This is a genomic window from Acinetobacter sp. 18QD2AZ41W (genome assembly GCF_009829025.1).
Lineage (GTDB): Bacteria > Pseudomonadota > Gammaproteobacteria > Pseudomonadales > Moraxellaceae > Acinetobacter > Acinetobacter pseudolwoffii.
On record NZ_WURP01000002.1, the window covers coordinates 42564 to 62596 of the forward strand.

Consider the following 20033-nt stretch of genomic DNA (forward strand, 5'->3'; position numbering starts at 1 on the left):
CTAAATATGATTAATCTGAAAATACCAAGCAATCTTTTCAAGTTTTCATAAAATCGTATGGAGAACATACATGACCGAGCATAACAATACTCAACATGATAATCGTGAAAAATTATGGGAATTGATCAAGGATGTCCGTTACACCATGATCAGCCATTTAACTGACACCCATGAAATCCATTCCCAGCCAATGACCATGCTGAACTCCGAACAGATGAATGAACGTCAAAATTTATATTTCATCCTGCGTAATACCAATGATCTGGTCAAAGCAGCAGAAACAGGCCGTGGTCAAATTGGATTGTCTTTTGCAAAACCATCAGATGGTATTTATGTGTCAATCAGTGCCCATGCCCAGATTAGTACCGATCGTATTCTGATTGAACAGTTGTGGAATCCATGGGCAGAAAACTGGTTTGATGGCAAGGATGATCCGACTGTACGGGTACTGATTGCTGAAGCGGTCAGCGCTGAATACTGGAATGTGACCGACAACAAAGTCACCCAGCTCTTTAAAGCTTTAAAAGGTGGCGTTACCGGTGAAGCGGGTGAGCCACATGCGGAACACCAAAAAGTAAATTTACAAACCAATATTTGGTAATGGATACATTTAGCCTCTTAAGATTAAGAGGCTAAATTTTTGATATATTTAATCTTAAACCTTGTCATAATTTCAATGTAATTACATCAACCATGTATTTCGCTTAATTTAATTCGTACTTTTGAAAATAAAATCTTGTAAAAATCAGTCCTATCTCTAATTTAAAATTTAACTAGAAAATGCTGTATTTTGTCAAAAAACCACAGGCTGCCATGGCAGCCTTTTGGCACTTACTTAACAGATTAATTTTAAAAACTAACTGACTCGCTTCATTTCTTGAAGTTTGGCAATTTCCTGCTGTTTGAGTAAATTTCGCTGAATTTTTCCACTCGATGTTTTAGGTAAACACTCGACAAATTCAATCTCTTTTGGGTAGGCATGCTTGGATAGGCGTGAACGCACATAGCTTTGCAGCTTCAGCATGAGTTCTTCAGTGGCTGGATAGGCTGGTTTAAGTACCACAAAGGCTTTTACAATTTCTGTTCGTTCTCGATCTGGTTTACCAACGACTGCAGATTCAAGCACTTCTTCACATTCCAGCAAGGTACTTTCTACATCAAAAGGCCCCACCCGATAGCCTGAGGTTGTAATGACATCGTCCGCACGTCCAATAAAATCAATACCGCCATATTCATTCAGTTTTACAGTGTCACCGGTTAAATAATACTGCCCGACAAAAGACTTTCGATTATGACCGGCATAGCCTTTAAACCACATCAAGGGTGAAGCCGAACAGTCAATTGCCAAGATTCCAATCCCGCCTTTTTCGACTTCCTGATGTTCTGCGTTCAATACCGCAAAGCGATGCCCCGGAATCGCAAATCCAGCTGAACCCACTTTTTTATGATGCTCCAAGCCATGATGATTGGCGATCACCATACCGAGTTCAGTCTGTCCATATTGATCATAAATATTCACATTTAAATCATGATTGAACCACTGGATCACTTCAGGCGTAAGCGGTTCACCTGCACTACTGACCACACGCAAATGCGAACTGATGCCTGCATCAAATTTTTCTTTAAAGCCAAAGAACATCCGGAATGCAGTTGGCGAGCCAGTCAGGTTACTGACTTTATATTTCTCAATGATATGTACAGCATTATCGACGCTAAATCCACGTTCATCCATAATGATGCTATGACCTAAACTGAGCGGGCCCGCAATGCCATAATATAGTCCATAGGCCCAACCTGGATCTGCCAGATTCCAGAAGGAATCTTCTTCTCGCAGATCTACGGCGTGCAGCATATAGCCTTTAAAGGCCAACAACGCTTTTAAAGGTACAGGAACCGATTTTGCCAAGCCTGTGGTGCCTGAAGTAAACATCATCAGAAAAATATCATTAAATTGGCCACTCACTGGCTCAAACTCTTCTGACTGCTGCTTTAACTCGGTCCAAAAGTCAGCATCCGGATAATGATCTGCCACTGCCTGATGTACGGTCAGAATATTTGGAATATTCAGATCATGCAGTTTCAAGCGCTGCTCTTGATCGGTGACAATCAGTTGAGTAGCGGCTGTACTCATACGATGCTCAATTGCTTTACTTTCAAAGGCAGTGAACAAAGGCTGATAGATAGCACCGATCCGCCAGGTGGCCAAAATAGTAATTAAGAGTGCAGGTGTTCTTGGCAGTAGTCCAGCTATACAATCTCCTGCTTTTAAACCCAGAGAATGCATATAATTGGCCAGCTGTCCTGAAGCAGTTGCCAATTGTTCAAATGTCCACTGCTCTGTTTGACCATTTTTGCCTTCCCAGATCAGTGCGGTTCGGTTTTGGCCAAGGTAACGTCCACAACATTCAGTATAGGCATTGATGGACTCTGCATTTCCAGCCAGATGTTCCTGAACCATATTTTCAAAATTGAAATCAACATATGCTTGTTCTAGTGTCTTCATGACGACAACCTCTATCCTGTTGTATTTTTCAGGCGACCTTGCCTGAGTGTGTCCACTTATCGTTGTTGTTCCTGCTGATTCCATCAGCATAGTTTCTTCACATCTAATTCATGCCTGATGACTAAGACATGAATCATGCTGCTTTATTTATCTTCTGCGTACTGTCTGTCTTTAGCTAATCAGGGTTGCTTGATCCTGGCAATTTCCATATCCATCAACCGAAATGCCAGATTTGAATATCGACCAAAATCTATTTTTTAATCAAAATCAACGTTGACAGACTTCACGCGCAATCACCAAACGTTGAATATCCGATGCACCTTCATAAATTTGGCTCACGCGCACATCACGGTAAATACGCTCTACTGGAAAATCAGAGACATAACCGTAGCCACCATGAATCTGAATCGCATCGGAACAGACCCGTTCTGCAATGGTTGATGCAAACAGTTTTGCCATTGAGGCTTCTTTTAAGCAGGCTAAACCAGCATCTTTTAAAGTTGCCGCATGCAAGGTCAGCTGACGTGCCGCTTCAATTTGTGTCGCCATATCTGCCAGCCTGAAAGCCACTGCCTGATGCTGCACAATTTCTACACCAAAGGCTTTACGTTCATTGGCATATTCCACCGCTGCATCCAGCGCAGCCCGAGCCATCCCGACTGATTGTGCTGCAATACCAATACGACCAGATTCAAGATTGGACAAGGCAATTTTGTAGCCTTCACCTTCCTGACCCAGCAGGTTTTCCACCGGAATCCGGCAGTTATCCAGAACAATCGTCGCGGTATCGGAACAATGCTGACCCATTTTCTCCTCTAGGCGTGACACGATATAACCCGGTGCATCGGTCGGTACCAGAAAACATGAAATGCCTTTTTTCCCTGCCAATTTATCTGTCACAGCAAAGACTAATGCGATCTGTGCATGTTTGCCCGTGGTAATAAACTGCTTGGTGCCATTAAGTACCCATTCATCGCCATCACGTTCGGCCCTACATTCTAAAGAACTGGCATCTGAACCGGCCTGAGGTTCTGTCAAGCAGAAACAACCCAGCCATTCACCGGTGGCCAGTTTAGTTAAATACTGCTGTTTCTGTGCTTCGGTGCCATAACGCTGGGTAATCCCACAAGGCAAAGAATTCTGCACACTAATAATAGTCGAAATTGCCCCATCTCCTGCGGCAATTTCCTCAAGTGCCAAAACCAGAGAAACATAATCCAGACCTGCACCGCCCCATTCTTCAGCAACGGTCATACCCAGTGCGCCAAGCTCACCCAGTTCTTTGAGTTCTTGTGCAGGAAATTGTGCTGTTTTATCGCGTAAGGCCGCTGTTGGTTTCAGTTTCTGCTGCGAATAATTGCGCATCATGTCCTGAATCATTTTTTGTTCATCATTTAAAATCATTGAACTTCCCTTTCTATATCTATTTTATTTACTTCAAGCTTTTTACTATTGAGATCGTTGGAACGTCAGTTAAGGCGGCATGGATGTCGCCTGCGAAACTGAGATACAGGGATGTATCTTCAGTTTCGCAAAGGATTTTTGTTTCTTTTGATCCTTCAAAAGAAAATGCATGCTTAAACAAAGTCATTTAAATTCAATGAGAAACTGGCAGCTGTGCAAATCATCATGTCCTATATAAATCGAAGACTTATTTAGGCTGCATGCGAATCGCGCCATCCAGACGAATCACTTCACCATTTAAATAGCTATTTTCAAAAATATGCCCCACCAGCTGGGCAAATTCCTGAGGTTTAGCCAAACGTGATGGGAATGGCACCATTTGTCCCAAAGCATCCTGAACATTTTGCGGCATACCTTTTAGCATCGGGGTTTCCATAATGCCCGGGGCGATGGTCATCACTCGAATGGCTTCACGTGCCAGTTCACGAGCCAAAGGTAAAGTCATCGCCACCACTGCACCTTTGGAAGCAGCATAAGCGGTCTGGCCAATTTGACCATCATAAGCGGCGACCGAAGCGGTATTTACAATCACGCCACGCTCTTCTTCACCAGATTGCAGTTCATATTTTGCAATTAACGCCGCTGCATGACGTAGCATATTAAATGTGCCATTCACGTTAATATTCAGCACTTTTTGGAACATCGCCAATTCATGAATACCGTTACGCCCCAGCACTTTGGCAGAAGGTGCAATACCTGCGCAGTTGATCAAACCATTCAGTTGAGCATACGCATTTTCGACATGTGCAAAGAACGTTTCTACGGCCTGCTCATCGGTGACATCTAGCTGTACAAATTCAGCCTGCTCACCCAGTTGTTGCTGTAATGCCTCACCCTGCTCTTGATTCATATCGACCAGAATCACTTTGGCACCGTGTGCAACCAGATGCGTGGCTGTCGCTGCACCCAAACCCGATGCTCCCCCGGTAATCACAACGACTTTTCCCTGAATTTTCATATTTCTTCCCTGATAATTTTCTATTTGAGATACGACTTAATATGCAGAGTAAACAGAGTTTTTATTCTGTACAATTTCCAAATATTGCATCTTGCCTGAGGTATTTGGACAATAAAAATGAGGATGTCACACTGAACATGCATAAGCCTGCACTGGAATATAGCAAAGGGACTATTTCGATCGACTTGGTCAAGGAAGCCTTGCTCGATGCCAAACGATTAGAATTTGATATCTCTACTATTCTGAAAAAAGCCAATATTCCAGCCGAAGTACTCAATGCACCTCAAGCGCGCGTGTCGGTAAGCCAGTTTGCCCAATTATGGACAGTGCTTGCAGACAGCATGAATGACGAATTTTTTGGCATGGACAGTCATGCCATGCGCCGTGGCAGCTTTAAATTGCTTTCAAAAATGCTTATGCAGGCAGATACACTGGAAAAGGCGCTACAACACATTTTGCAATTTCTCAACTTGATTCTGGACGATCTGCAAAGCACGCTTCTCGTTGAGGAACACTATGCCTATATCGTGATTTATGATTTAAAATCTACAAAACGCATGTTTAGTTATGCGACCTATCTGATGCTGATTCATACCTTGATCTGCTGGTTAAGTGGACAACGGATTTTGCTGAATCAGATTCAATTAAAATGTCCTGCACCACTCGATGATTTTGATTATAAAGTCCGTTTTTGTGAACAGATTGAATATCAGGCCAATGAAAACTATGTGCAGTTTGATGCAAGCTATCTGCAACTGCCGATTAAGCAGGATGCTCAATCCTGGTATCAGTTTATTCAACAAACGCCTCACAATTTATTGGTGCGTTTTAAAAATCCTTATGCACTCAGCACCCAGATTCGCAGACAGCTTCTGCAAGTTTCACCGTCAGAATGGCTAGAACTGAATGATCTTGCCTCAAAAATGAATATGTCCGAGGCGACCATGCAACGGCGTTTAAAAAGCGAAGGGGTCAGCTACCAGCAATTAAAAAATGAAATACGCCGGGATACCGCAATCGAATTATTGACGCGTACTGAGCAAAGCTTGCAAGACATCAGTGACCAGCTCAACTTCCAGGAATCCAGCGCCTTTCATCGTGCCTTTAAGAAATGGACTGGAGTCAGTCCGGGAGCTTATCGTCAAAACAATATTAGATAATTAACGCCAATCTCAACTTTTTAAGTCATTGAAATGAGAAGGACATAACCTCACTTTAATTTCGACCAAGAAAATAAAATTACAGTTATGTCCATTGAAGAATTTATCATCTTTGTCTATTTAATTATAGATGAGCTATATCCAATTGTTGTTAATAAACCACTCAGAACTCGTGGCTTTCCACCTGCTCTTACCGATATTGAAATTATCACAATGCAAATTGTGGGTGAATTCCTTGGAATGGATACAGATAAAAGTATCTGGATGTATTTTAAAAACAACTGGTTAGCTTGGTTTCCAAAACTGGGGTCATATCCTAATTTTTGTAAACATTGTGCAAACTTATGGCAGATCAATCAGAAAATCATAGCTCGCTTAACTACATATTATGGTCAGGATAATATTCATTTTATTGATGGATTTCCTATTCCTGTCTGTCGCTATAGTCGAGCAAAAAGACATAAAAACTTCAAAGAACATGCAGGCTTTAGTTATTGTGCAGCTCAACAGGAAAAATACTATGGTTTTAAGGGACATATCGTGATTAATTTTGATGGTATGGTCACAGGCTACACTTTTGCCCTGGCGAATGTTGATGAGCGTGATATTGCACCAGAAATTACAACACACATTCATGGATTATTGGGAGCAGATAAAGGCTATTTAAGACCAAGCTTAATCGAATACTATAAATTTCAATATGTTGATTTACAGACACCATTTAGAAAGAATATGCTTGATCTCAGACCTAAAGAATCAATGAGAGTGTTGATGAAGGCTAGAAGAAAAATTGAGACCGTCATTGGCCAGTTGGTAGATCGCTTTAATATCCAAAAAGTAAGAGCAAAAGATTTATGGCATTTATCACATCGCTTTATCAGAAAGATTCTGTCACACACCGTCTGCGTTGTTTTGAATAAGAAGCTTGGCCATTCGCCAATTCAACTCGAAAAACTCATTTTAAGTTGAGATTGGCATATAATTTATATAAACTAATACTTAAAAAATATTAATAAAATTTTATTGAAACTTAAGTTCATATTTTTACTGTGATTATAAATTTCAAGCCCTGCAGCATATATTAGCAGGACTACACAGTCATCCAGAAAGCTTTGCAATTCACCTGAAAATAGCTTACTTTTCACTCAATTTATAGCACTTTGCTATTGGCTGTACTCCCAAATTCTCTCCTAAGTTGAAGGTATTTTCATGTTAAAGATGACTGATGTTCTTGAACAGAATCTTGTTCAAAACTTCGCCAATGCTTTAGTTCATTCAGCTGATCAAATCTCTGAACAGCTTAATCAAGCTATTTTAAGTGCCTCTGACTCAGCGCTTAAAGATGTTGTGGTTCAGTTCTTTAACCGTGTTGATGCAACTGAAACTGCGGCAGCCTTAGAAATTTCGGCAGATCGCATTGTCGCCCTGCAACAAGGTATTGCGCTCAAAGATGAACAATACTTGGCAGATACCGTGAAAGTTGTAGCGCTTTGTCTGGCAATGGAAACCGGTGGCTTAGATCAAGTCGAAGTCTATGACTGCCTTCAAGACTATCCGGTCTAAATTGAACCAACCCCAAAAAAGCGATGCAGATGTATCGCTTTTTTTATACTTATTCATTTATCTTACGCGAATTTCAACTTTCTAGACTATTGAAATAAAAAGGACATAACACAATTTAGATTTCGACCAAGAAAACTACCTCGTGTTATGTCCATTTACGAATTTATCATTTCTGTGTATTTATTCATAGATTCTTGCTATTCACTTATCGTCACAAAGCCATTAAGAACGAGAGGATTTCCTCCAGCTTTAACCGATATTGAAATAATGACTATACAAATTGTAGGTAAATTTTTAGGATTGGATTCTGATAAAAATATCTGGAAATATTTTAAACACAATTACTTAGACTGGTTTCCAAAATTAGGTTCTTATCCTAATTTCTGTAAACACTATGCAAATTTATGGCAAGTCAATCAGCAAATTATGACCAAGATTAGAAAAACCTTTATGCACGATAATATTCATTTTATTGATGGTTTTCCTATTCCTGTTTGTCGCTATGCTCGAGCAAAAAAACACAGAAATTTTAAAACCGATGCTGGCTTCAGTTATTGTGCAGCTAAACAAGAAAAATATTATGGTTTTAAAGCACATATTGTGATTAATTTCCCAGGAATGATTACAGATTATACTTTTGCTCCAGCAAACTGCGATGAACGAGATGTTGCACCTGAAATTACACAGAATATTCATAGTTTGCTTGGCGCTGATAAAGGGTATTTAAGACCTGAACTAAAAAAATATTATGATTTACAGTCTGTTGACTTACAAACACCATTTAGAAAAAATATGGTTGATCATCGACCGAAAGAAGCTATGAGAATACTAATGAATGCCCGAAGGAAAATTGAAACAGTTATAGGACAACTAACAGCGCAGTTTAATATACAAAAAGTCAGGGCTAGAGATCTATGGCATTTATCTCATCGTATCACTCGAAAAATTCTTTCACATACAATTTCAGTCGTTTTAAATTCTCAATTAGGTAGTCCTCCTTTACAGTTGGAAAACTTAATTAAAAGTTGAGAGTGGCGTTTATCTTGATGCAATTTATTTTCTATATTTATTGCCTTGTTTTACATAAAATTCAGCTTATTCGGTTTGATGCTAGATTTTAAAGAATTTCATATAAGTTTTCCTTAGTTAGTAACCCTACTAATTTTTTTATAATTTCAAACACTTAAATAAGATTTTTTAAATATTTTATTTTTTGATTTTCTTATCTGTTTTTCTCTTTTGCATCTTCACTCAACACCCGCTATTTATGTCGAAAAATTCATTATGATGACTTTGAGATAAGCATGAAAAAAATATTGATCTCCACAAGATTGGTGGTACTGACAGTTTCTTCTTCCCTGATCAGTGGTATAACGTTCGCAGCCATTCCGGCAGAGCTAAAACTGGATTATGCTTATTATGCTCCGACCAGTCTGGTGCTAAAAGAGCAAAAACTTTTAGAAAAAGCACTTCCGAAAACACAAATCAAATGGGTATTTAGCCAAGGCAGTAATCGTTCTCTAGAGTATTTAAACAGTGGCAGTGTCGATTTTGCTTCGACTGCAGGTTTGGCTGCCGTCCTCAGTCGTGCCAATGGCAGCCCGATTAAAACTGTATATGTACAAAGCCAACCAGAGTGGACTGCACTGGTCGTTGCAAAAGACTCGCCGATAAAATCCCTGAAAGACCTAAAAGGTAAAAAAATTGCAGCAACCAAAGGTACCGATCCATTCCTGTTCACTTTGCAAGCTCTGGATACTGTCGGCCTCAGTAAAGGTGATGTTCAACTGGTACATTTACAGCATCCGGATGGTAAAACCGCACTAGAACGTAAACAGATCGATGCCTGGGCTGGCTTAGATCCACTAATGGCCTCTGCACAAGTACAGTCAGGTGCCAAACTGCTATATCGCAATGTGGGCTTTAATTCTTATAGCGTTTTAAGTGTAAAGGAAAACTTTGCCAAACAAAGCCCGGAAGCAATTGAAGCCGTGCTTAAAGCCTATGAACAGGCACGCCAATGGGCCAAAGCCAATCCGGACAAACTGGCTGAACTTTTGGCACGTGAAACAAAACTGCCATTAAACGTTGTCAAACTGCAGCTCAGCCGCACCAATCTTGATCAAAATATCCCTAATACCAAACATATTAAGGCCTTACAAAAAGCTGGCACGATTCTGACCGAAGAAAATCTGGTGCGTAAAGGCACCAATGTCAATCAAGTGGTGTCCCAGCTGCTTGAGACAAAATATGCACAAAAGGTTGTGAGCAAATAATGGCTTTACCTAAAAGCATCTCGGAACAACTCGTGCAGCATCAAGCCCACAAGTCGATTTTTCTGTCGCGCAGTCTTTCGATGCTGAAAGGTCTGGCACTCCCTGTCATTTTAATCGTTCTATGTGAATTACTGGTTCGCAGCGGTGTTATTGAACCTTATCTGTTGCCTGCACCGAGTAGTCTGCTTCAGTCTTTGGCTGAACTGGTAGAAGGCGATTTATGGCAACATATCGGAGTCAGTACCTGGCGGGTAATTTGGGGCTTTGCGATCGGGAGTGGTCTAGGATTAATCTTTGCCATTTTCGTGGGTCTGAATAAACAGGCAGAAGAGTTTCTGGAACCCTCCTTCTCTGCAATTAAATCGATTCCAAGTTTGGCCTGGATTCCCCTGCTACTGCTTTGGTTGGGGATTGATGAAGCCTCAAAAATTACCTTAATTGCGATTGGTGCTTTCTTTCCCACCTATACCAATACTGTGGCGGCCATTCAGGGCGTCGATCGTAAACTGATTGAAGTAGCACGAGTGTATCGTCTGAAATACTGGCAGCAGATTCAGCAAATTGTTTTGCCGGCTGCGTCCCCGGGCATACTGACAGGTTTAAGGAATAGCTTAAGTCTGTCCTGGATGTTTATGATTGCTGCAGAACTGATTGCAGCAACACAAGGTATCGGCTATTTACTCAGTGATGGCCGGGAAACATCCAGACCCGATATCGTGATTATTGCGATTATTTTATTGGCAATTTTAGGAAAAATTACAGATAAGCTAATGAAAATACTGGAAACTCGATTACTACGTTGGCGTGATGTGATTAAAAGCAAATAAAGTGAAAGGCAACTAAAAAAGCGACCAGATCGGTCGCTCTTTTCATAAAGAAGGATTAAAATTAATGCGGCCACTGGCCCAAAGTCACCCGATCATTACCGCCATAATCTTTTACGGTACGGACCTTTTTATAACCGGCCTGCTTAAATAGATGCTGCACGGCATCAGCCTGATCATAACCATGCTCAAGCACCACCCAGCCATTGACGGTTAAATGCTTTTTGGCCTGAATAATAATGTCTTCCAAATCAGCCAAGCCCTTTTTATCCGCAACCAGTGCACGTTGCGGCTCGGTCGCCAGATGCTGCATATGTGCATCATCCGGATCGATATACGGCGGATTTGAAGCAATCACATCAAAGAACTGACGGCCAAATGGTTTCAACCACGAACCCAGAACGAATTCTACATTCTCAATATCATGTTGTTCTGCATTATATTTGGCTACTTCAAGCGTAGGCGCATAAATATCTGATGCAACAATCACCCATTCAGGACGCTCCGATGCAAGCGATAAGGCAATTGCACCTGTGCCTGTACCCAAATCCACCACACGGGCATCTTCAGGCAAATCTAACTTTAACACGGTTTCAACCAGCACTTCAGTATCAGGACGCGGCACCAACGTATCTTTGCTGACTTTCAGATCCAAAGTCCAGAATGGTTGTGAACCGGTGACATAAGCCAAAGGTTCACCGGCAGCAATTCGTGCCAGACCATCCTTATAAGCTTGTTCCTGCTCAGGCGTCAATTCCTGATCTTTTTTCATCAACAGATCAAATGAATCAATCTTGGTGATGTGTTCCAGCAACCAGGCATTTTCCTGACGCTCATAACTTTCAGCTTCACCGCGTAAAGCCAGCGCTTGTAAAATATTCATTATCCACCATTCTGCTGTGCAAGCATGGCCAACTGATCGGCCTGATATTCGCGATGCAGGCTGTCCAGCAATTCGGTCAAATCACCTTCCATGACCGCATCCAGCTTGTATAAAGTCAGGTTAATGCGGTGGTCGGTCATACGACCTTGAGGGTAATTATAGGTACGAATACGTTCTGAACGATCCCCTGAACCAACCAGATCACGACGCATTTCAGAGGTTGCAGCATCGGCAGCAGCCCGTTTGGCATTTTCTAAACGAGACACCAAAAGTGCCATCGCTTTGGCTTTGTTTTTGTGTTGCGAACGTTCATCCTGACACTCCACTACCGTGCCTGTCGGTAAATGGGTAATACGTACCGCAGAATCAGTTTTGTTAATATGCTGACCACCAGCACCTGAGGCACGGTAAGTATCAATCCGCAAATCCGAGGAATTGATTTCTACCGAAGTATCGACATCGACTTCCGGTAAGATCGCAACGGTACAAGCAGACGTATGTACACGACCTTGCGATTCGGTTGCTGGCACACGTTGTACACGATGCGCACCACTCTCAAACTTCAAGCGACCATATACACCGTCACCATTGATCAGGCAAATCACTTCTTTATAACCGCCGTGTTCACCTTCATTTTCTGACAGGATTTCAATACGCCAGCCTTGATTTTCTGCATATTTACTATACATGCGATACAGATCACCCGAGAAAATCGCTGCTTCATCGCCGCCGGTTCCGGCACGAATTTCCAGATAAGCAGAGTTGGCATCATTTGGATCTTTTGGAATCATCAGAATATTCAGGTCTGATTCAAGCGCTTCAATCAAAGCTTTATTTTCTTTGATTTCCTCTTGTGCCATTTCCTTAAAGTCCGGGTCCGACAACATGGCCTGAGCTGTTTCAATATCTTCTTCAGCCTGTCTGTACTTGCTCCAAACGCTGGTGATTTCTGTCAGGTCATTATGCTCACGCGACAGCTGACGAAAACGTTTATTGTCTGAAATTACTTCTATATCAGCCAATAATGCTGTCAGCTCTTCGTGGCGGTCAGAGAGTTGGTCTAATCGTAAACGTAACGATTCTTTCATTTTTTAAAAAATCTCAAAACATAGGCTGCAACTAAAAACCGATTTAGCACAGCGAAATCAAAAAATTGCGCCTAGTTTAACGATTCTGGCTTCTAATGAACATCATTATTGAGTAAGTCCACGCCGCTATCATTCTCTCTCGGCAGCATTTGTTAACAAATAAGATTAAAAATAGTGGAATTGCCTTTTTTATAATCGATCTTATGCTTATTTCTTGCAGATTTTACAATTCATCAAATAAAGCAGTAAATTATGGAGAAACATCTTCATATTATTCTGGGCATGATTTGTTACATTTTCCACATCGAAATAAATACAGTCCTGTTAATGGACACGGAGTGATGACATGAAACTCAACGCACTTTTAATGAGTACAGTTTTAGCTGCTGGTTCAATGATGGCGGTAAATGCACATGCAGACAGTACAGCACGTGTTGCAGCAGCAAGTGCCTTAGGTAGTGTTGCAGGTACAGCCCTAGGTAAAAACATGGGCGGCAATACTGGCGCTACACTTGGCGCAGCCTTAGGTGGTGCAGGCGGCGCAGCAGTGGCAAGTAGCAAAAAGAACCGTACTGAATCTGCAATCGGTGGTGCTTTGGGTGGCGGTGCAGGTTATACCGTAGGTAAAAACATGGGCGGCAGCAATGGCGGTTATATCGGTTCAGCCTTGGGTGCTGCCGGTGGTGCTGCATTAGGTAACAAGATTTCCAAAGACAAAACTGCAGAAAAAGCCAAATCACGCCACTACAAGAAAAAACGTCATTACCGTTATAACTGATCAATGCGTTAGACCTCAGACATTCGTCATTAAGAGCACCTTCGGGTGCTTTTTTTATGCTTTTCAAACACAGTCAAATTCATGTAATACATAAAATTATTCACTCAAAATCATGAATAAATTAAGGAGATAAAAATCACAATTCGCCAACATTGCCTTCATGCTGTTTGACGCTTGCTAGATTAAATTGATCTTATCAACAAATACAGCTAGATATATAAAAGGTGTACTCATGAACTATAAATCTCTAATGATCGCTGTCGTAGCAACCTCAGCCATGGGTATGACAGCAGCCAATGCGGGTAATACAACCAATACCGCCTTAGCTTCAGCACTTGGTGGTGTTGTTGGTGCGGCAGTAGGTAATAAAATGGGTGGTACAACCGGTGCAACCATCGGTTCGGCAATTGGTGGTGGTGCTGGTGCAGCAGTTGCAGCAAACAAGCGTGACCGTAATGGTGCAATTATCGGTGGTGCCCTGGGTGGTGGTGCAGGTTATGCAGTCGGCCGAAATATGGCGGGTACCAATGGCGGTTATATCGGTGCAGCACTAGGTTCTGCGGGTGGTTCAGCACTGGGTAAAAAAGTCAGTGAGGATCGCCGTTATGATGACCGCTATGACCGTCGCTACAGTTCAAAAAACTACCGCACGAATGACTATCGCTATAACAACCGTCGTCGTTAAGGCTGCACTCTCTAGCTTCCCTCCTTAAATAAGCATCTTCGGATGCTTATTTTTTTGCCTGTTATTTTCGTTTACACTTATATCGATTTTTTTCGATATACAAATACAATGCAAAGTCGTATGCTTTTAGTCATGTCTATTTAAGAGTAATACGATGCGTACACTTAACGATACCCGGTTCTCTATCCTCGAACTGGTTCCTGTTCGTGACGATAAGACTATTCAATTCGCGCTGAACCACGCGCTGGAGCTTGCCCAGGCAGCAGAACAACTGGGTTATAGCCGAATGTGGCTGGCAGAACATCACAATATGGATGGCATTGCCAGTTCAGCCACAGCCGTTCTTTTAGGCTATTTACTGGCGAACACCAAAAGCTTAACTTTAGGCTCAGGCGGGATTATGCTCCCGAATCATGCGCCGCTGGTGGTGGCTGAGCAATTCGGAACTTTAGCGACCTTATATCCAGATCGTGTTGAACTCGGTCTGGGCCGTGCTCCTGGAACTGACCAGATGACCATGCGTGCCCTGCGCCGTGGCCGTCAGGAAACTGAAGATCAGTTCCCGCAAGATATTCTGGAAATTTTGCAATATTTTAAAGATCCAGAGCCAAATCAGCGTATTGTTGCGACTCCCGGTCAAAGCACGCATGTTCCGGTCTGGCTACTCGGATCGAGTCTGTTCAGTGCACAACTTGCAGCAAAACTGGGCCTGCCTTATTCTTTTGCTTCACATTTTGCCCCGCGTATGCTCGGTCAGGCGATTCAGCTGTATCGTGAAAACTTTGAGCCTTCCGAATATCTGGAACGTCCTTATGTCTCAATGGGTGTCCCAACCTGTGTGGCAGATAGCGATGAAGAAGCAGAATACCTCGCGACCAGTGCCTATCAGCGGGTTTTGTCATTGATTCGTGGTCAGACCTTAAAACTGAAAGCGCCGATAGATTCAATGGACGGTCTATGGTCACCTGCCGAGAAAATGTCGGTTGATAATTTCTTTGCCATGGCACAGGTCGGCTCCAAAGAAACTGTGAAAGCTGGGCTGGAATCGCTTTTGGCCAGATATGATGTCGATGAGTTTATCTTCACTTGTGACATCTATGACACTGACAAGCGTCTGCATAACTTTGAGCTGTTGATGCAGCTTAAAAACGGGCAATAAATGAAAGCGACATCTACCTATTCTCAGCAATGGGTAGATGTTGTATAACTTTCAAATAAAATAGCAACAATCTGTTCAACACCGTCATCCAAACTTTTTCTATTCATTCTTCTCTCTTACTTAACACCACCGCTTTTTAATCATATTTATATCTCCTGACTTAGAAAAAATAAGCCGCTGTATTTCTGTCAAATAGATGACTGTCTAAGTTAAATTTTCTCCTTTACCCTGCTTCTGGTTTTTGTTTATATCTAAGACAAAGAAAATCAATTATTAAATAAATTCAAGGAAGTCTAATGGCCACCAAGCAAGATCTACACGCTGGCATTTTTGAAAATCATCCCGAACATTTCCAGCTGTTTACCGGAATAAATATCGCTTCTTCCGAGCTTATGAAACTGGATTATTCAAACAAAGATATTGCAATTATTGGTACAGACCAGTTTACCGTTACCCAGCTGGATAAAATTAGTCAACATGCCGGTTCGGTGAAAGTTTTTCAGATTAATCCTGCTTTTGTGCTGCCAGGTTCAGACCGCATTCTGCAACGCATTATTAATCATCCTTTAATTGGTAAAAATCGTCGTCTATTTAACAACCGGATTAAGAGTCTGCTTTCCCTCAGATTTCTGGAAAATCAGGTACAAAACCTGTGGCTAAGACGCCAGTTAATGCCAAATCTTGCATCTTCTCCTAGCACCTATCTCAAGTCAGATCATTATTATGCCGCGCTACAGCGGGAAAATTGTCAGCTGATTACCTGGCCAATCCTAAAAATTACTGAAAACAGTATTTGCTGTATCAATGGAGATCAGCATCAGGTCGATATTATTATTCATACTTATTTAGCAGAAGAATAAGCTACGTTGGCAACTCAACATGAAAAATTGATGAAATCTAGAACTCTACACCCAGGATTAATAGTGTACTTATTCAACAAATTGATTAAATAACGCTCTTTTGTATTTTTAATTATGATACTTGATATTTTTTAAATTTATAAAAATCATATATTATTTCTATAAATAAGCACTTATTGGTATTTTTTAGCTATAAAACAGAGCCAAATCAAAGTTTGGCTCTGTTTGGCTTTTTAGCCAATTCGACGTTTTAAACCCGTCATTTGCAAGACACGTGTCGAGATTTCTTCAATCGACATTTCAGAGACATTCAGGTACTTGATTCCTTCCGAAATGTAGATTCCTTCAATGGCACGCAGCTCCATCTGGCACTGGCTAAAGCTGGCATAACGACTATTGGCCTTACGTTCAGTGCGAATCGCGACGAGACGGTCTGCATCAATCATCAGACCAAACAGCTTGTTTTTATGCGGACGCAGTACCGCTGGCAAGCGATTATCGTCCAGATCTTCTTCTGTTAGTGGATAGTTGGCCACCCGAATACCAAATTGCAAAGACAAATAAATGGAGGTAGGTGTTTTACCCGAACGCGACACCCCAATCAGAATCAGATCGGCTTTATCATAATGACGCGTACGCGCGCCATCATCATTGTCCAAGGCAAAATGTACCGCATCGATACGGGCTTTATAGGAGGCAGTATCAGTCACCGCATGGGTTTGACCGACTAAAGTTGTAGGCAACACCTGCAACTCATCCGACAACTTACTTATAAGTCCTTCAAATACATCAAGATTTACGGCATTTGCGGTATTAATAATCTCCCGCACATAAGGGTCGACTAAAGTATCAAAAACCAGTGGTTTTTCACCGTCTTGCAGAGCACGCGCATTGATCTCTGCAACCACACTGGTTGCGGCTTCTTCAGAGCTAATATAAGGGATAATATGAATGTCAAACTTTACATTTGGAAACTGCGCTAATAGTGAGTGTCCAAGCGTTTCAGCGGTAATTGCCGTGCCATCCGAGATAAAGAAAACACTACGCTGAATTTGTTTACCTTCTGACATTAAAATTCTCCTCCACCATTTGTCTTAGTGCTATATAATCTTTATAGTAAACCGATCTTACATGACTGTCGCTTAGTAAAATCAAAAACCTAGATGATTTGCTATACTCTCATGCCAAGATAGTGATTAATACTGCAAAAGTGGAGTAACAACTTTGGAAGCGCGCGTAATTGGTCTGGAAAAATTAGGGAAGCACGACGTTGAACTCGTGGGTGGGAAAAACTCATCCTTGGGCGAAATGATCAGCCACTTATCCAATGCTGGTGTATCGGTGCCAGGTGGCTTTGCAACTACAGCTGAAGCATATCGTGAATTTCTCGAGCAAAGTGGCCTAAACGCTAAAATTAATGCAGAGCTTGCAGCACTAAATGTGGATGATGTGAATGCTCTTGCTGAAACCGGTGCAAAAATCCGCCAATGGATTGTGGATACTCCACTTACCTCTGAATTAGAACAAGAAGTTCGTACAGCATTTGCAGAACTTTCTAACGGCAACCCTGATATCGCGGTTGCCGTTCGTTCATCAGCGACAGCAGAAGATTTACCAGATGCTTCTTTTGCTGGACAGCAAGAAACTTTCTTGAATATTCGCGGTATTGATAACGTGCTTATCGCGATCAAAGAAGTTTTTGCATCTTTATATAATGACCGCGCAATTTCTTATCGTGTCCATCAAAACTTCGCGCATGACGTGGTTGCCCTTTCAGCAGGGATCCAACGTATGGTTCGCTCTGAAACGGGTGCTGCAGGTGTGATGTTTACCCTGGACACTGAATCAGGCTTCCGTGATGCAGTGTTTATTACCGCGTCTTATGGTTTGGGTGAAATGGTCGTTCAAGGTGCAGTCAACCCTGACGAATTCTATATTTCTAAACCGCTGTTAAATGCAGGCCGACACGCGATTTTACGCCGCAACTTGGGTTCTAAACACCAGAAGATGATTTATGGTGAAGAAGCTTCTGCAGGTAAATCAGTGGTTGTCGTAGATGTAGAAAAAGCTGAGCGTCAACAGTTCGCTCTAAACGACCAAGAACTCCAAGAACTTGCCAAACAAGCGCTGATCATTGAAAACCACTACGGTTCTCCAATGGACATCGAGTGGGCAAAAGATGGCGATGATGGAAAAATCTACATCGTTCAGGCACGCCCTGAAACAGTAAAAAGCCGTGAAAATGTCGGCACCATGGAGCGCTATCTCCTCAAACAACGTGGTACTGTGATCTGTGAAGGTCGCTCAATCGGTCAACGTATCGGTTCTGGTAAAGTCCGTATCGTGACTTCAATCAAAGAAATGGACAAAGTACAAGACGGTGACGTGCTGGTATCTGACATGACTGACCCGGATTGGGAACCAGTGATGAAACGTGCTGCTGCGATTATTACCAACCGTGGTGGTCGTACCTGTCATGCTGCAATCATTGCACGTGAACTTGGTGTTCCTGCGATTGTAGGCTGTGGTAATGCCACTGAAGTACTGGTTGACGGTCAGGAAGTGACTGTGTCTTGCGCTGAAGGTGATACGGGCTTCATCTATGAAGGTGCGCTGGATTTCGAAATCCAAACCAACTCGATCGAATCAATGCCTGCTCTTCCGTTCAAAGTCATGATGAACGTCGGTAATCCGGATCGTGCATTCGACTTCGCGCAAATTCCAAACGAAGGGATTGGTCTTGCACGTTTAGAATTCATCATCAACCGTATGATCGGTGTGCATCCTAAAGCATTGTTGAATATTGACAGCTTGCCACGTGAAACACGTGCTGCTGTGATGGCGCGTACTGCTGGTTATGCTTCTCCAATCGAGTTCTATGTAGAAAAACTGGTTGAAGGTATCTCTACTCTTGCTGCTGCATTTGCAGATAAACCAGTGATCGTGCGTATGTCTGACTTTAAGTCAAATGAATACGCAAACTTGATCGGCGGTAAGTTGTACGAGCCAGAAGAAGAGAACCCGATGCTGGGCTTCCGTGGTGCAAGCCGCTACGTGTCTGACAACTTCCGTGACTGCTTCGAGCTTGAATGCCGTGCATTGAAAAAAGTTCGTGATGAAATGGGCTTAACCAATGTACAGATCATGATTCCATTTGTGCGTACTGTGGCTGAAGCAAAACGTGTGATCGAGTTATTGGAATTGAACGGTCTTAAACGTGGTGAAAATGGTCTTAAAGTGATCATGATGTGTGAATTACCAACCAACGCATTGTTGGCCGATCAATTCCTTGAACACTTCGATGGTTTCTCTATCGGTTCAAACGACCTGACCCAGCTAACGCTTGGTCTAGACCGTGACTCTGGTATCGTATCGCACTTGTTCGACGAACGTGACCCTGCTGTAAAAGCGCTTCTTGCTCTTGCAATCCAGGCATGTCACCGTGCAGGCAAATACGTGGGTATTTGTGGCCAAGGTCCTTCAGACCATCCTGATCTTGCGAAATGGCTCATGGAACAAGGCATTGAGTCTGTATCTTTAAACCCGGATTCAGTCCTGGATACCTGGTTCTTCCTGGCTAAAGAAAAAGTGGCAACTGCATAATAGATTTTAAATAAAAAAAGACCCTTTCGCAGGGTCTTTTTTTTATGGGATGAATATTCTTTTATATTTCAAAACGCTCTTCTGAAAGTTTTAAAAATATAAGTTTTTGTATTTTGTTTCTCCACATTCAAATTGTAATGACAAACAAATGCCAACAGTAAAATCATTTTTAAAGGGCAATAATTAAAGCGAATCGGATATGTTGAATGATGCACTCAAACCACCCGAT

At 42.1% G+C, this 20033-nt stretch carries 18 protein-coding genes; 12 read left to right on the top strand and 6 right to left on the bottom strand.

Going from position 1 to position 20033, the window contains the following annotated elements:
- Positions 1-70: 70 nt before the first annotated feature.
- Positions 71-601, top strand: coding sequence for a pyridoxamine 5'-phosphate oxidase family protein (locus GVV58_RS03185; protein ID WP_005097216.1), 531 nt, complete (start codon positions 71-73; stop codon positions 599-601).
- Between the two features lie 255 nt (positions 602-856).
- On the opposite strand, the gene GVV58_RS03190 is transcribed toward GVV58_RS03185, so the two are convergent.
- The 3 genes from GVV58_RS03190 to GVV58_RS03200 all read right to left on the bottom strand — a co-directional run bounded on the left by GVV58_RS03190 (position 857) and on the right by GVV58_RS03200 (position 4925).
- Positions 857-2503, bottom strand: a complete 1647-nt coding sequence (locus GVV58_RS03190; RefSeq protein WP_159515997.1) for an AMP-binding protein — start codon at positions 2501-2503, stop codon at positions 857-859.
- A gap of 267 nt (positions 2504-2770) precedes the next feature.
- Entirely contained in the window at positions 2771-3907 is a 1137-nt protein-coding gene (locus GVV58_RS03195) for an acyl-CoA dehydrogenase family protein (RefSeq protein ID WP_100355343.1), read from the bottom strand.
- A gap of 247 nt (positions 3908-4154) precedes the next feature.
- Complete coding sequence (locus GVV58_RS03200) at positions 4155-4925, bottom strand: 3-hydroxyacyl-CoA dehydrogenase (RefSeq protein WP_005097220.1); 771 nt, start codon at positions 4923-4925, stop codon at positions 4155-4157.
- A gap of 137 nt (positions 4926-5062) precedes the next feature.
- On the opposite strand from GVV58_RS03200, the gene GVV58_RS03205 reads away from it, so the two are divergent.
- From GVV58_RS03205 to GVV58_RS03230, 6 genes are all read left to right on the top strand, one after another.
- Positions 5063-6085 carry an AraC family transcriptional regulator gene (locus GVV58_RS03205; RefSeq protein ID WP_180001141.1) on the top strand — a complete coding sequence of 341 codons (1023 nt, stop codon included), beginning with the start codon at positions 5063-5065 and terminating at the stop codon, positions 6083-6085.
- A gap of 87 nt (positions 6086-6172) precedes the next feature.
- Positions 6173-7054, top strand: a complete 882-nt coding sequence (locus tag GVV58_RS03210; protein WP_159515998.1) for an IS982 family transposase — start codon at positions 6173-6175, stop codon at positions 7052-7054.
- A gap of 240 nt (positions 7055-7294) precedes the next feature.
- The gene (locus GVV58_RS03215; protein WP_159515999.1) at positions 7295-7648 is read left to right on the top strand and encodes a hypothetical protein; all 354 of its coding nucleotides are present in this window, start codon (positions 7295-7297) and stop codon (positions 7646-7648) included.
- A 147-nt stretch (positions 7649-7795) separates the two neighbouring features.
- Positions 7796-8677, top strand: a complete 882-nt coding sequence (locus GVV58_RS03220; RefSeq protein ID WP_159516000.1) for an IS982 family transposase — start codon at positions 7796-7798, stop codon at positions 8675-8677.
- Between the two features lie 275 nt (positions 8678-8952).
- Complete coding sequence (locus tag GVV58_RS03225) at positions 8953-9924, top strand: aliphatic sulfonate ABC transporter substrate-binding protein (RefSeq protein WP_159516001.1); 972 nt, start codon at positions 8953-8955, stop codon at positions 9922-9924.
- Positions 9924-10751, top strand: a complete 828-nt coding sequence (locus tag GVV58_RS03230) for an ABC transporter permease (protein ID WP_159516002.1) — start codon at positions 9924-9926, stop codon at positions 10749-10751. Before GVV58_RS03225 ends, GVV58_RS03230 begins: the two co-directional genes overlap by 1 nt.
- Positions 10752-10812: 61 nt before the next feature.
- On the opposite strand, the gene prmC is transcribed toward GVV58_RS03230, so the two are convergent.
- Positions 10813-11631 carry a peptide chain release factor N(5)-glutamine methyltransferase gene (gene prmC / locus GVV58_RS03235; RefSeq protein WP_005097223.1) on the bottom strand — a complete coding sequence of 273 codons (819 nt, stop codon included), beginning with the start codon at positions 11629-11631 and terminating at the stop codon, positions 10813-10815.
- On the bottom strand, positions 11631-12719 hold the full coding sequence (gene prfA / locus GVV58_RS03240; RefSeq protein ID WP_005097224.1) for a peptide chain release factor 1: 1089 nt from the start codon (positions 12717-12719) through the stop codon (positions 11631-11633). Before prfA ends, prmC begins: the two co-directional genes overlap by 1 nt.
- 346 nt (positions 12720-13065) lie before the next feature.
- Between prfA and GVV58_RS03245 the strand changes: the two genes are divergently transcribed.
- From GVV58_RS03245 to GVV58_RS03260, 4 genes are all read left to right on the top strand, one after another.
- A complete protein-coding gene (locus tag GVV58_RS03245; RefSeq protein WP_005097225.1) occupies positions 13066-13497 on the top strand; it encodes a glycine zipper 2TM domain-containing protein in 432 nt (143 codons plus the stop codon).
- A 232-nt stretch (positions 13498-13729) separates the two neighbouring features.
- Entirely contained in the window at positions 13730-14182 is a 453-nt protein-coding gene (locus GVV58_RS03250) for a hypothetical protein (RefSeq protein ID WP_005097226.1), read from the top strand.
- A 154-nt stretch (positions 14183-14336) separates the two neighbouring features.
- Positions 14337-15341, top strand: coding sequence for an LLM class flavin-dependent oxidoreductase (locus tag GVV58_RS03255; RefSeq protein WP_100355348.1), 1005 nt, complete (start codon positions 14337-14339; stop codon positions 15339-15341).
- Between the two features lie 296 nt (positions 15342-15637).
- Positions 15638-16201 carry a flavoprotein gene (locus tag GVV58_RS03260; protein ID WP_159516003.1) on the top strand — a complete coding sequence of 188 codons (564 nt, stop codon included), beginning with the start codon at positions 15638-15640 and terminating at the stop codon, positions 16199-16201.
- 233 nt (positions 16202-16434) lie between these two features.
- On the opposite strand, the gene GVV58_RS03265 is transcribed toward GVV58_RS03260, so the two are convergent.
- Entirely contained in the window at positions 16435-17271 is an 837-nt protein-coding gene (locus tag GVV58_RS03265) for a pyruvate, water dikinase regulatory protein (RefSeq protein ID WP_005097231.1), read from the bottom strand.
- A 154-nt stretch (positions 17272-17425) separates the two neighbouring features.
- Between GVV58_RS03265 and ppsA the strand changes: the two genes are divergently transcribed.
- Positions 17426-19804: a phosphoenolpyruvate synthase gene (gene ppsA / locus GVV58_RS03270; protein ID WP_005097232.1), complete on the top strand. Its 2379-nt coding sequence runs from the start codon at positions 17426-17428 to the stop codon at positions 19802-19804.
- Positions 19805-20033: the final 229 nt, after the last annotated feature.

Bases quoted from the DNA above. Each gene is read 5' to 3' on its own strand.
- GVV58_RS03260 (WP_159516003.1), top strand. From the start codon at position 15,638: ATGGCCACCAAGCAAGATCTACACGCTGGCATTTTTGAAAATCATCCC.
- GVV58_RS03255 (WP_100355348.1), top strand. From the start codon at position 14,337: ATGCGTACACTTAACGATACCCGGTTCTCTATCCTCGAACTGGTTCCT.
- prmC (WP_005097223.1), bottom strand. From the start codon at position 11,631: ATGAATATTTTACAAGCGCTGGCTTTACGCGGTGAAGCTGAAAGTTAT.
- GVV58_RS03205 (WP_180001141.1), top strand. From the start codon at position 5,063: ATGCATAAGCCTGCACTGGAATATAGCAAAGGGACTATTTCGATCGAC.
- GVV58_RS03215 (WP_159515999.1), top strand. From the start codon at position 7,295: ATGTTAAAGATGACTGATGTTCTTGAACAGAATCTTGTTCAAAACTTC.
- GVV58_RS03245 (WP_005097225.1), top strand. From the start codon at position 13,066: ATGAAACTCAACGCACTTTTAATGAGTACAGTTTTAGCTGCTGGTTCA.
- GVV58_RS03225 (WP_159516001.1), top strand. From the start codon at position 8,953: ATGAAAAAAATATTGATCTCCACAAGATTGGTGGTACTGACAGTTTCT.
- GVV58_RS03220 (WP_159516000.1), top strand. From the start codon at position 7,796: ATGTCCATTTACGAATTTATCATTTCTGTGTATTTATTCATAGATTCT.
- prfA (WP_005097224.1), bottom strand. From the start codon at position 12,719: ATGAAAGAATCGTTACGTTTACGATTAGACCAACTCTCTGACCGCCAC.
- GVV58_RS03200 (WP_005097220.1), bottom strand. From the start codon at position 4,925: ATGAAAATTCAGGGAAAAGTCGTTGTGATTACCGGGGGAGCATCGGGT.
- GVV58_RS03210 (WP_159515998.1), top strand. From the start codon at position 6,173: ATGTCCATTGAAGAATTTATCATCTTTGTCTATTTAATTATAGATGAG.
- GVV58_RS03265 (WP_005097231.1), bottom strand. From the start codon at position 17,271: ATGTCAGAAGGTAAACAAATTCAGCGTAGTGTTTTCTTTATCTCGGAT.
- GVV58_RS03195 (WP_100355343.1), bottom strand. From the start codon at position 3,907: ATGATTTTAAATGATGAACAAAAAATGATTCAGGACATGATGCGCAAT.
- GVV58_RS03190 (WP_159515997.1), bottom strand. From the start codon at position 2,503: ATGAAGACACTAGAACAAGCATATGTTGATTTCAATTTTGAAAATATG.
- GVV58_RS03230 (WP_159516002.1), top strand. From the start codon at position 9,924: ATGGCTTTACCTAAAAGCATCTCGGAACAACTCGTGCAGCATCAAGCC.
- GVV58_RS03250 (WP_005097226.1), top strand. From the start codon at position 13,730: ATGAACTATAAATCTCTAATGATCGCTGTCGTAGCAACCTCAGCCATG.
- GVV58_RS03185 (WP_005097216.1), top strand. From the start codon at position 71: ATGACCGAGCATAACAATACTCAACATGATAATCGTGAAAAATTATGG.